Annotated in this window: 10 protein-coding genes; 4 read left to right on the forward strand and 6 right to left on the reverse strand. The window is 73.5% G+C overall.

The features are described 5' to 3' along the window. Window positions 1-77 precede the first annotated feature (77 nt). Window positions 78-608, forward strand: a complete 531-nt coding sequence (locus QCD68_RS15550) for a putative immunity protein (protein ID WP_301223681.1) — start codon at window positions 78-80, stop codon at window positions 606-608. Window positions 609-697: 89 nt separating this feature from the next. Next, on the forward strand, window positions 698-922 hold the full coding sequence (locus tag QCD68_RS15555) for a PLDc N-terminal domain-containing protein (RefSeq protein WP_290157927.1): 225 nt from the start codon (window positions 698-700) through the stop codon (window positions 920-922). A gap of 35 nt (window positions 923-957) precedes the next feature. Here the strand turns inward: QCD68_RS15555 and QCD68_RS15560 are convergent, their stop codons facing one another. Then, a complete protein-coding gene (locus QCD68_RS15560; protein ID WP_290157925.1) occupies window positions 958-1,104 on the reverse strand; it encodes a hypothetical protein in 147 nt (48 codons plus the stop codon). A 210-nt stretch (window positions 1,105-1,314) separates the two neighbouring features. Beyond that, a complete protein-coding gene (locus QCD68_RS15565) occupies window positions 1,315-2,613 on the reverse strand; it encodes an amidohydrolase family protein (RefSeq protein WP_301223682.1) in 1,299 nt (432 codons plus the stop codon). Between the two features lie 123 nt (window positions 2,614-2,736). On the opposite strand from QCD68_RS15565, the gene QCD68_RS15570 reads away from it, so the two are divergent. Continuing rightward, window positions 2,737-4,134: an amidohydrolase family protein gene (locus tag QCD68_RS15570; protein ID WP_301223683.1), complete on the forward strand. Its 1,398-nt coding sequence runs from the start codon at window positions 2,737-2,739 to the stop codon at window positions 4,132-4,134. Between the two features lie 17 nt (window positions 4,135-4,151). Here the strand turns inward: QCD68_RS15570 and QCD68_RS15575 are convergent, their stop codons facing one another. Together QCD68_RS15575 and QCD68_RS15580 are read right to left on the reverse strand one after the other, a co-directional pair. Continuing rightward, entirely contained in the window at window positions 4,152-5,159 is a 1,008-nt protein-coding gene (locus QCD68_RS15575) for a PDR/VanB family oxidoreductase (protein ID WP_301223684.1), read from the reverse strand. Then, entirely contained in the window at window positions 5,156-5,788 is a 633-nt protein-coding gene (locus QCD68_RS15580; RefSeq protein ID WP_301223685.1) for a helix-turn-helix domain-containing protein, read from the reverse strand. The genes QCD68_RS15575 and QCD68_RS15580 overlap by 4 nt, the downstream gene beginning before the upstream one ends. A 153-nt stretch (window positions 5,789-5,941) precedes the next feature. Here QCD68_RS15580 and QCD68_RS15585 point away from each other — a divergent pair, with 153 nt between their 5' ends. Continuing rightward, the gene (locus QCD68_RS15585; RefSeq protein ID WP_301223686.1) at window positions 5,942-7,219 is read left to right on the forward strand and encodes an amidohydrolase family protein; all 1,278 of its coding nucleotides are present in this window, start codon (window positions 5,942-5,944) and stop codon (window positions 7,217-7,219) included. A 36-nt stretch (window positions 7,220-7,255) separates the two neighbouring features. On the opposite strand, the gene QCD68_RS15590 is transcribed toward QCD68_RS15585, so the two are convergent. Both QCD68_RS15590 and QCD68_RS15595 read right to left on the reverse strand, forming a co-directional pair. Beyond that, window positions 7,256-9,703 carry a glycosyltransferase family 2 protein gene (locus QCD68_RS15590; RefSeq protein ID WP_301223687.1) on the reverse strand — a complete coding sequence of 816 codons (2,448 nt, stop codon included), beginning with the start codon at window positions 9,701-9,703 and terminating at the stop codon, window positions 7,256-7,258. Between the two features lie 264 nt (window positions 9,704-9,967). Continuing rightward, complete coding sequence (locus QCD68_RS15595; protein WP_301223688.1) at window positions 9,968-10,924, reverse strand: FecCD family ABC transporter permease; 957 nt, start codon at window positions 10,922-10,924, stop codon at window positions 9,968-9,970. Window positions 10,925-11,036 lie beyond the last annotated feature (112 nt).

The raw sequence follows: 11,036 nt of genomic DNA on the forward strand, positions 1-11,036 counted from the left end.
CCACGAGAACGCCGCCCCGGCACAACCGGAGCGGCGTTCTCGCGTGTCCGGACCACTCGACGTGCAATGGTGCCTGCATGGCCTCTCCACAGACACTCGACCTGGGCGATCGTCGCCTGCTGGCCGCGTGGGCCGCGGACTGCGCCGACCGGGTCCTCCTGCTGTTCGAACGCCACGCCCCCGACGACGCCCGTCCCCGTGACGGGATCGCGCGGACGCGGGCCTTCGCTCGTGGCGAGATCGACGCGGCGGAGATGATCCGCCGACGCTTCGAGACCGGTCGCGCCGCCTCCGCCGTGCGTGATCCGGCAGCACGAGCGGCCGCCTTCGCCGCCGGTCAGGCCTCCGGTGTCGCCCACATGGGCGCGCACGCACTCGGGGCCGCCGCCTACGCGGTGCGTGCAGCCGGACTCGGGGACTCCGGATCGGGTGCGGACGAACTCCGCTGGCAGATCGGGCACATGAGCGCCGAGGTCCGAAGCGCACTGCGCCGCCTCCCCGTGCTCGGCACCGACCAGTCCGGGCCGCTCGGGTCCGGCTTGCTCGCGTCCGGTGGGCTCGCAGTCACCATCCGTGCACTCCAGGCGTCGGTCGTCGAGGCACCCTGACCGCTCGTGCCGGGAGGCGCGGGCCGGCACCACGACGCCGCTACACTCCGCAACGGGGCTCGATCGCGTGCTCCGGGGAAGGTGGGGACGTGTTCCAGGACACTCTCGGCGGCGGGCACATCGCCGTCCTGCTCGTGATCGCTCTGATCGAGGTCGGAGCGCTCGTGGTGCTCTGGCGCGACCGGACCCGCTCGCAGCTGGCGAAGGTCGTCTGGACCGTCGTCGTCATCGCGCTGCCGGTCCTCGGCGCGCTGGGCTTCCTGCTGAACTGGGCGCTCGGACGTCTCGCCGACCGGCTCAACCGCGCGCGCTGAACTGCGGGCGCTGAACTTCGCACATTGACCGCTCCTCAGGGGCGGTAGTCGGCCCGCTGCTCGTAGAGCTTCCGCTGACCGTCCAGGTCGTGCGTGTGCGCTCCGGACATCGCGCCGATCGTCTTCGCCACCGACTCGATCGCGAAGAGTAACCCACGAACCACGTTCCCCAGGATCCGCATGACGGTCCTCCCTCGTTCTGCGAACCGTACCCCGGCGACCGGGCCCGCGTCGAGACACGCCCGTCAGTGCTCGACGCCCCGAAGGTCCTGAGACGCCGCGGAATCCGGCGGCGTCTCAGCACAAGGGCGGCGTCTCACGAAGACGGGGGCGCCTCAGCACAAGCGGGGCGTCCCACGGAGACGGGGGCGTCTCACGAAGACCGGGGCGCCTCACGGACGCGCGCGCCCCCGCGCCAGCCGCTCCCGCAGCCGGGCCACCAGCTCGCCCTCGTCAGCCGTGACGAGCCTCCCGTCCCGCACCACCACGCGCCCACCGACGACGACGTGCTTCGGCCGCCGCCCCGGCGACGCCCAGAGCAGTCCGGCGACGGGGTCCGCGACTCCGGCGTCCGCGACCCCGGACACGTCCCAGAGGCAGAGGTCGCCCGCCGAAACGGCCCCGAGGTGGCCGAGTTCCGGCCGCCCGAGCCCGATCGCGGACCCCTCGGTCGCCATGCCGAGCACCTGACGTGCCGGCAGCTGCGGTCCGACCAACGCAGAGACCTGCATCGCGAGCCGCGCGTCGGCGAGCAGGTGTCCGGCGTCGTTGCTGCCACCCCCGCTGGTGCCGAGCCCGACCGGCACGCCCGCGGCGGCGAGCCGGGCGACGGGCGCGATCCCCCACCCCATCGGCACGTCGCAGCCCGGTGCGTGCGTCGCGGTGACCCCGGCGGCGGCGAGGCGCGCGATCTCGTCGTCGGTGACGTCGCAGAGATGGGCGACGGTCACGTCCGGTGTGAGCCAGCCCCACGCCTCGAGCAGGTCGAGCGGCCGCCGCCCGTACCGCTCCAGCGCGATGGCGGTGTCGACCTGCTCGTTCGCCTGGGTCCGCCGACGGAGGCCGTGCTCCGCGGCGACCTCGCCGAGTGCCCGGAAGGTGGCCTCGCCGTCGGAGTGCACGCCGGCCGGCCCGACCGCGATCTGCAGCCGCCCGTCCGGATCGGTGCCGCCGACCGCGTCCTCGTGCAGCAGGGCCCGGACGATCGCGTCGGCCGACGCCGCTGCATGCGACGGGTCGTCGCGCGCGCTCCCCCGGACGAAGACGAGCCGGCCGCCGAGCCCGCGGACAGCGTCGACGGTGGCTGCGGCGAGCGCGACGGTCTCGTCGGGGTTCGCCTCGGTCGGCCAGTTCAGGTGGTGGTCGGCGATGGTCGTGACGCCGGACAGGAGGCCCTCCGCGGCTCCGACCGCCGCCGACGCCCCGTACAGCTCGGGGTCGTGACCCGCTGCTCCGTAGGCCTGCGCCATCGTGGGGAGCCAGTCCGCCATCGGCACTCCGCGCGTACCGGGGAGCGTGCGGAACGCGGTCTGCAGCAGGTGGTGGTGGGCGTTGACGAGTCCGGCGGTGACGACACAGCCCGAGGCGTCGAGGGTGGACGCGACACTGCTGCCGTCGTCGACGACCACGTCGCCGTCGCGTTCGGTGCGGGGGTCGACGAGGACGCGGAGGGCACCGGTGACGGTCAACATGGGGAGTTTGTAGCAGGGCGCTGTTTCGGGCGCGTGACACCGGACGTTCCGGAAGGGTTGTCGTGCGAACGGGGGAAACCGTCCGGGAACACCGGTGAAACACGGGTTCCATAGGGTCCGGACATGACCCAGACCCTGATCCGCGGCGGGTGGGTACTGACCGCCGCCCCCGACGCCTCCGCCACCCCGTCCGCGATCCGGGACGGCGCGGTACTGCTCGACGGCGACCGGGTCGCCGCGGTCGGCACGTTCGCCGAGCTGTCGGCAGCGCATCCCCACGCCACGGTCCGCGGCGGGGCGAACGACATCGTCACCCCGGGCTTCGTGAACACGCACGGGCACTTCAGCGAGGGCCTCATCACGGGCATCGGCTCGCAGTACACGCTGTGGGAGTGGCTGAACGCCCTGATCTCGCACGTCAACCCGGTGATGACGCGGGACAAGGCGTACGCGGGCACGATGCTGCAGGGCATCCAGATGCTCCGGAGCGGGGTGACGACGGCGAACGACATGTTCTGCTCGGACCCGATCGCCGACGAGCCGGCGACCCCGGGCGTCGTCCAGGCGCTCGAGGAGCTCGGCCTGCGCGGCGTCGTGTCGTTCGGCTCCGGGGACGTCGACCGCGGGTTCGGTCCGGCGCCGATCCTGGCGGAGTTCGACGCCCTGCGCGAAGCCGCCGACGCCAGCCGGTACAGCACGTTCCGGGTCGGGATTTCCTCGATCGGCCGGTACTCGGACGCCGCGTGGCAGGAGCACATCGACTACGCGGTCGACGGCGGCCACGGCATCCACGTGCACGTGCACGAGGTCCGCGAGGAGGTCACGGCCGCACGCCAGCGCACCGGCAGGACCGTCGTCGGGCACGCCGAGGCGACGGGCATGTTCCGCGTCCCGGTGATCGCCGCGCACAGCGTCTGGATGGACCGTCAGGACCGCGAGACCTACGCGGCGAACGGTGTCGGCGTCGCGCACAACCCGGTGGCCAACGGCATCCTGGCGAGCGGCATCGCACCGGTCGCGGAGCTCCGGGCCCTCGGGATCCCGGTCGGCATCGGGGTCGACGGCCCGGCGTCGAACGACTCGCAGGACTTCCTGCAGGCGATGAAGACCGCGGCGATCCTGGCCCGCATCCGCGACCTGCAGGCGACCGCGATGAGCGCTCGGGAGGCGTTCGAGATGGGCACGATCGGCGGCGCCCACGCACTGCGGATGGAGGCGGAGATCGGCTCGCTGGAGCCCGGCAAGCGCGCCGACCTGGTGGTGTTCGACGGTGAGAGCCCGACGCTCGCGAACGTCCACGACCCGTTCCAGGCGGTCGTGTTCGTGGCCGGCAGCCGCGAGGTGAAGGACGTCTGGGTCGACGGCGACCTCAGCCTGGCCGACTTCGAGGTCACCCGCGTCGACGTCCGGGAGGCGGTGGCCCGCGCCCGTCCGCTGGCTCGCCAGCTCGTCGAGCAGGCTGGGCTCGAGCGCCTGTCGGCGCTGACCGGCGGGCCGCTCGACGACACCGAACGGCCGTAGGCCCGGCCGACGTCAGGTCAGAGCTCGAGCACCAACCGGGGGCAGCCGGCCGCCGCGCGGGAGACACAGACCATCATGGTGCGGTCGTCGGCCTGCTCGGCGGGGCTGAGCACGGTGTCCCGGTGGTCCACCGCGCCCTCGAGGACGGGGGTCTCGCACGTGCCGCAGGTGCCCTCGCGGCAGGACGACAGGACGAAGGCCCCGGCGTCCTCCGCGACCTCGAGCAGGGTCCGGTCGGCGGGGACGGTGACGGTCGTCCCGGTCAGGGTGAGCTCGACCTCGAAGGACTCCCCCGGGGCGTCCACGTCGGCGGCGGGCTCGAAGCGCTCGACGCGGACGCTGCCGGCCGGCCAGTGCGCGGCAGCGGCTTCGACGGCGTCCATGAGACCCCGCGGACCGCAGCAGTAGACGACGGCGTCCCGTGGTTCGGCGAGCAGCCCGACAACGTTCAACCGGGGTGCCTGGTCGGCCGCGGCGAGGACGACCCGGTCGGGGTGCGCGGCCACGAGCTCGTCGGCGAACGCCATCCGGTCGCGGGAGCGTCCGGCGTAGTGCAGCTCCCACGGCGTCCCGGCCTGCTCGGCGGCGGCGATCATCGCGCGGATCGGGGTGATCCCGATGCCGCCGGCGACGAAGACCGCGGGCCGGTCGGGGTCGAAGCCGAAGTGGTTGCGCGGGCCGCCGACCAGGACCTCGTCGCCGGTCCGCAGGGTGTCGTGCACGGCGACGGACCCGCCCCGACCACCGGCTTCGCGGAGGACCGCGACCCGCCAGTGCCCGTCCGGGGTGGTGGTGACGAGCGAGTACTGGCGTTCGGTGCCGGGCATGACCTCGAGGTCCACGTGGGCGCCGGGCTCCCAGTCGGGCAGGAGAACACCGTCGACGGGGGCGAGGTCGAGCGTGACGACGTCCTCGGCCACCCGCTGTCGGTCGGTGATGCGCATCCGGTGCCGGGCCTCCGCACCGTTCGTGGACCCAGCGCCGTTCGTGGGCCCAGCGCCGTTCGTGATGCCGGGCCCGCTCATGATGCCGCTCCGGCCCGCGGGGTCTCCTTGACGACGATCATGTGGAACGCGCTGCCGTCGGCACTGCACCAGCGGTGCCCGGTGCCGCCGCGGTAGTACGCCGAGTCGCCGGGCCCGAGCCGGACGACGTCCTGGCCGCGGAGGTCGAGCAGGACGTCGCCGGCGAGCACGGTGAGGAACTCGTCCTCGCGGTGCTCGAAGTACTCCCCCGGTTCGGTGTTGTCGCCCTTCCACTCGAGCGGCTCGAAGGCGTGCGGGCCGGCGTGCACGAGCAGCCGGGCCTCGCCGCTGGAGAACGGCCCGCGGGCGCCCTCGCCGGAACGGAGCACCTCGGGGCGCCGGTCGTCGGGCTCGTCGCGGACCGGGGCCCCGGCGGCGAGGAGGGCGACCTGCGTGGTGTCGAGCGCGGCGGCGATCTTCTCGAGCGAGACCATGCTCGCCCGCGAGTGCCCGCGCTCCACCTGGCTGAGGAACGGGTGCGACAGCCCGGTCCGTTCGGCGAGCTGCACGAGCGTCAGACGCGACGAACGGCGCAGCGCCCGGATGTGCTCGCCGACGAGACGGGCCTGTTCATCGACGACCCGGTCGGCGGCGGGCAGGTCGCGCTCGGGCAGGAGTTCGGTGTGCATCGCGCTCCGATCGTGGTCCGGACGGGCCGGGCGTTCCGTGCGGTCCATCTCGTCACAGCCGGCAACCGGAGCGAAACGGGTGGGAAACACGGCCCACCTAGCATCGTGGATGTTGATGCGATCAACATTCTCACACACGATCGAGAGGGCCCCATGGACTCGTCGCTGCCCCGCCCGATCACCCTCCTGCGGTCCGCCCTCCTGGCCGACGGCCGTCTCGTCGACGTCGCGGTCACCGGCGACAGCGTCACCGAGGTCGCCCCCGCCGGCACACTCCGGGCACCGTCCGCGACCACCCTCGAGCTCGACGGCCGCCTGCTCCTCACCGCCCCGGCCGAACCCCACGCCCACCTCGACAAGGCCCTCAGCGCCGACCGGATCGACCCGCCGCTCGGCGACCTCGGCTCGGCCATCGCCGCCTGGGCGGAGTACGCCACGACGATGTCCGTCGACGAGATCGCCGATCGCGCCCGGACCGCGGCCCTCGCCCTGCTGTCCGCCGGCACCACCGCCGTCCGCACCCACGTCGACGTCCTCAGCCACGGCGGGACCGGTACCGTCGCCGAGGCCGTCCGCGGCGCCCAGGCCCTCGTGCAGGTCCGGGACGAGCTGGCCCACCTGATGGACATCGAACTCGTCGCCCTCGCCGGCCCCCTCGCTCCCGACGAGCACGTCGAGGCGGTCCTGGACCTCGGGGTGGACCTGGTCGGCGGCGCCCCGCACCTCGCCGAGGACCCCCTGGCCGACGTCGACCGGCTGCTCGCCATCGCCCGGCGCCGCGGCCTCGGGGTCGACCTGCACGCCGACGAGAGCCTGGACGGGCCGGTCACCCTCGACCACTACGCCCGGGCCGTCCGGGGCTGGCCGCGCGACCGTCAGTACTCCGCCGGGCACTGCGTCCGCCTCGGCACGATGGACGCGGACCACCTGGCCCAGGTGGTGTCCGACGTCGTCGCGGCGGACCTCGGCGTCATCACCCTGCCGATCACGAACCTGTACCTGCAGGGCTGGCAGCACCCGGTCTCGACCCCGCGGGGCCTCACCGCGATCCAGGCCCTCCTCGACGCGGGCGTCCGGGTGGCGGCCGGCGCGGACAACGTCCGCGACCCGTTCAACCCGGTCGGCCGGAGCGACGCCCTCGAGACCGCGTCGCTGCTCGTGACCGCGGGTCACCTGACGCCGGACCAGGCGTACGCGATGGTGAGCGACACCGCCCGGAGCGTGATGGGCCTCCCGGCCGCCGGTCCCGTCGTCGGGGCGCGCGCCGACCTGCTCGCGATCGCTGCGACCAGCGTCACCGACGCCGTGGCGAACGCCCCCGCCGACCGCATCGTCCTGTCCCGCGGGGGGCCCCGCGGCCCCCCCCCCCGGGCCCCCCCCCGCCCCCCCCCCCCCCCACGACCGCGAGGGCGACCACGGCGGCCAGGGTGACCCGGACCGGGGAGAGTCGTCGTGTGGTGCTCATGGTCAGGCCGCCGTCTTCTCGTCGTGCTGCACGGCCAGGCCGCGCTGGGCACCGGCGGTGCCGGCCCCGATCTGATGGGTGGTCCCGGGGTGGGTGGCCCCGGGGTGGGTGGTGCCGAGGTGGTCGGCCCCGAGGTGTTCCGGGATGGTCGTGCCGCGCTGGCCGAAGTAGAGCACCGAGCGCCAGTCCTCGGTCGCGGGTGCGGCCTCCGGGACCAGTCCGCGTCGGACGGCCTTGGCGGTGGCGCGCTCGTCTTTCCGCGCTGCACGTCGTGCGGCGCGGGCGGACGGGTCGTAGAACATCCACTTCGTCGCCCAGATGAACACGTCGACGACGGAGTTCCAGAGGCCGATGTAGGCGGTGATCGCGTACAGGGCGAGCAGGGCGTTGAAGGCGGCGAACACCGCGTTGCCCCAGTTCTGCGCGCCGAAGTCCCGCACGAAGGTGAAGACCGAGAAGGCGACCATCGCGTACGGGGCCAGGACGTAGAGCGCCGGCGAGGCAGTGCGGTCCTTGACCTTGGGCGTGCGGGCGAACGGGATCTTCTTCGCGGTGAGGGCCTGCTGCACGCTCTTCAGCACGCCGGCGACGTTCACCGGCATGAGGACCAGGTTGAAGCCGTAGATGCGCAGGATGTCGGTGCGCTTGTAGCCGCAGTACTTGAGGTCGCTCGCGAAGAGCCAGAAGTACGGCAGGGCGGCGAGCAGCACCATCGGGCTGAGCAGCCGCGAGTCGTACGGGTAGGCCAGCAGGAAGATCAGGCCGAGCGACCCCCAGGCGATCGACGCCATGTAGTTGACGCGGAGCGCCATCTCGACGACGCTGACGCGCTCCCCGCGGGCCCGGCGCTCGCGCACCTGGCGGATGTACTTCGGCAGGATGAGCAGGCCGCCGTTCGCCCAGCGTCGCCGCTGCACGATCAGGGAGCCGAAGTCCGGCGGGGTGGCGCTGTAGGACAGGCGCTCCGGGTAGTTGACGAGGGTCCAGCCGTGCATGCCGAGGTCGACGCTCGACTCGGTGTCCTCGATGACGGTGCGGTCCTGGACGTAGCGCTTCACCTCGAAGCCGCCGACGGTCTCGGTCTCCTCGATGTCGCGGAGGGCCCGGGTGCGGATGACCGCGTTCGCGCCGACCCAGAAGGTGGCGCCGTACTTCGACATGCCCTGGTGCAGGATGTGCTGGATGTCGGTGGTGGCACCGGCGAGACGCTCGATGCGGGTCGCGGCACCGCGGAAGGACGAGTACGGCGTCTGGGTGACGGCGACGCGTTCGTTCTCGGGCTGCTCGAGGAAGTAGACCAGGCGCAGGCAGTAGTCGCGGAGCAGCACCGAGTCGGCGTCGAGCGTCAGGACGTAGTCGGACGCGGGGACGACGAGGTCGGCGTCGGCCGGGTCGGTGACGGTGCGCAGGACGGTGCCGGACGCGGTCTCCTCGTGACGGTAGGCGCCGCCGAGCAGGCCGATGTACGAGTTGAGGTTCATCGCTTTGTTCGCCTCGTGCGACAGGTTCGCGTAGCGCTTCCGCTCGAACGTGGTGATCTCGGCGGTGAAGGTCCACGCCAGGCGACGCTGCAGTTCGACCGCGCGGGCGGAGCTGACGTCGGTGGACTGGGCGGTGCCGGCGTCGGTGATCGCGGCGTCGAGCGCCTCGGCCGTCAGACGGAACTCGTCCGCAAGGCCGACGAGGACCTGGTCGGTGAAGAACTGGTCGACGTGGTCGGCGACGCCGTGTTCGCGGGCGTGGCGACGGAGCCAAGCGTCTGCCCAGCGGTGGTGCGCGACCAGGGTGCGCACGGTCTCCACGGAGGCCTGCGGGGCGCCCGCGGCCTCGACCTCGGCGGAGAGCAGGGCCTCCTGGAACCGGCGGGACGGCGCGGCCAGCTGCGACTGGATGGTGTCGGCGACGGCGCGGGTGCGCTCGAGCTTCGCGGCGGTCTCCGGGTCGGTCGGGAACGGCGAGTCGTCGACGAGCAGCACGATGCGGAGGTCCGGGTACTCCTGCAGGGCGGCGGACCACAGCGTGGTGGCGACGACCTCGGGCTCCTCGGCGTAGCTCGGCACGAGGACGGTCAGCGGCGACTCGTGGCCCTCGGCGAAGTGCCGGTCGAGTTCGGCGCGCGGGACGCGGACGTGGGTGGCGAAGCGCTCGAGTGCCCCCTGGCGGGCGACCAGGTGCATCAGGGCCGAGAAGGTCAGGAAGGTGACGACGACCGTGTACGAGATGGCCTCGGTGGTGAAGCGGAAGCTCTCGGTGCCGGAGTCCAGGAACTGGCGGATCACCGTGTAGACGACGTAGGCCAGCCAGAACGCGATGGTCAGGATGATGGCGACGCGTCCGGAGACGAGCTTCCGGTCGGAGGGGCGGGCGTGGATCGTGTCGAGCGGCTGGGTCCGTCGCTCGGCACCCCACTGGCGGCGGCGCGTCGGGGCACCGTCCAGGTGTTCGGGCATGCTGTCCTTCGTTCGTACCGGACCAGCAGCCGTCGGGTGTGGGCGCTGTCGGGAGTCCGGTGGTCGTCGATGACGGTACGGCGACGGGCGTCGTCGTGCGGACCCTCGGACGGGGGGTTCCGGGCACCTCCTGCGGGTTCCCGCAAGCGTGCGCGCAGACCCGCATCCGGGGGGCGGCACGGCGAGTCCGACCGCCGGCTGGACACGGCCTGGAGGCGCGGTGCACATCCGTCGACCGGCTGCGGCCAGGCGGCAGGCGGGTCCTCAGCGCCCGCGGGCGAGCAGCCAGAGCAGGTAGGGCGCTCCGACGACTCCGGTGACCACCCCGACCGGCAGGGTGACGCCGGGCAGCGCGAACTGCGCCACGAGGTCGGAGCCGAGGGTGACGACGGCGCCGACGGCTGCGGCCGGGCCGAGGGCGATGCGTCCGCCGCCGACGAGCCGTCGGGCGATGGGTGCCGCCATCAGCGCGACGAACGCGACGGGTCCGGCGGTGGCGACGGCCCCGGCGGTGAGGAGCACCGCGGTGAGCAGGAGCAGCACCTTCGCCCGGTCGGGTCGGAGGCCGAGGGACGCCGCGACGTCGTCGCCGAGGGTCAGCACGGCGAGCCGCGGCGACTGCACGAGGGCGAGGGCCATGAGCACGAGGAAGCCGACCAGGAGCGCGCCGACGACGGTGCGGTCGACGGCGTTCAGGCTGCCGGAGAGCCAGAGCAGCGCGGTGCCCGCCTGCTGCAGGCTGCCGCTGGTGAGCAGCCACCCGGTGACGCTGAGGGCCATCGCGCCGACACCGACGCCGACCAGGACGACCCGGTTGCCGGTGATCCCCCGCCGCCAGGCCAGGGCGGCGATGAGCACCGCGACGGCGACGGCCCCGACGAGCACCACCCCGAAGAGCAGCACCCCGGAGGCGCCGAACAGGACGATTGCGACGAGGCCCGAGGCACTGGCCCCAGCGGTGATGCCGATGACGTCCGGGCTGGCGATCGGGTTGCGGACGACGCTCTGCACGATCGCCCCGGCCGCGCCCAGGCTGGCCCCGACGAGGACGGCGGCCAGGACCCGGGGGCCACGGAGCTGTCCGAGCACGAAGTCCGAGATCGTGTCACCGTGCCCGACGAGCGCGCCGAGCACCTGCACCGGCGAGAGCGGGATGTCGCCGACACCCAGGCCGACCAGGACCAGGACGAGCAGCGCGACGAGGGTGCCGACGAGGACCAGTGCCTCGGGGGGGCCGGGGGCCCCCCCCCCCCGGCCCGGGGGGGGGGGGGCGGGGGGGGGGGGCGGCCCCCCCCCGCCCGGCCGGGAACGACCACCGCGGCTGGGGGGGGGG

This window comes from Curtobacterium sp. PsM8 (assembly GCF_030433875.1).
Taxonomy (GTDB): domain Bacteria; phylum Actinomycetota; class Actinomycetes; order Actinomycetales; family Microbacteriaceae; genus Curtobacterium.

Bases quoted from the DNA above. Each gene is read 5' to 3' on its own strand.
- QCD68_RS15550 (WP_301223681.1), top strand. From the start codon at position 78: ATGGCCTCTCCACAGACACTCGACCTGGGCGATCGTCGCCTGCTGGCC.
- QCD68_RS15560 (WP_290157925.1), bottom strand. From the start codon at position 1,104: ATGCGGATCCTGGGGAACGTGGTTCGTGGGTTACTCTTCGCGATCGAG.
- QCD68_RS15565 (WP_301223682.1), bottom strand. From the start codon at position 2,613: ATGTTGACCGTCACCGGTGCCCTCCGCGTCCTCGTCGACCCCCGCACC.
- QCD68_RS15570 (WP_301223683.1), top strand. From the start codon at position 2,737: ATGACCCAGACCCTGATCCGCGGCGGGTGGGTACTGACCGCCGCCCCC.
- QCD68_RS15575 (WP_301223684.1), bottom strand. From the start codon at position 5,159: ATGAGCGGGCCCGGCATCACGAACGGCGCTGGGCCCACGAACGGCGCT.
- QCD68_RS15580 (WP_301223685.1), bottom strand. From the start codon at position 5,788: ATGCACACCGAACTCCTGCCCGAGCGCGACCTGCCCGCCGCCGACCGG.
- QCD68_RS15585 (WP_301223686.1), top strand. From the start codon at position 5,942: ATGGACTCGTCGCTGCCCCGCCCGATCACCCTCCTGCGGTCCGCCCTC.
- QCD68_RS15590 (WP_301223687.1), bottom strand. From the start codon at position 9,703: ATGCCCGAACACCTGGACGGTGCCCCGACGCGCCGCCGCCAGTGGGGT.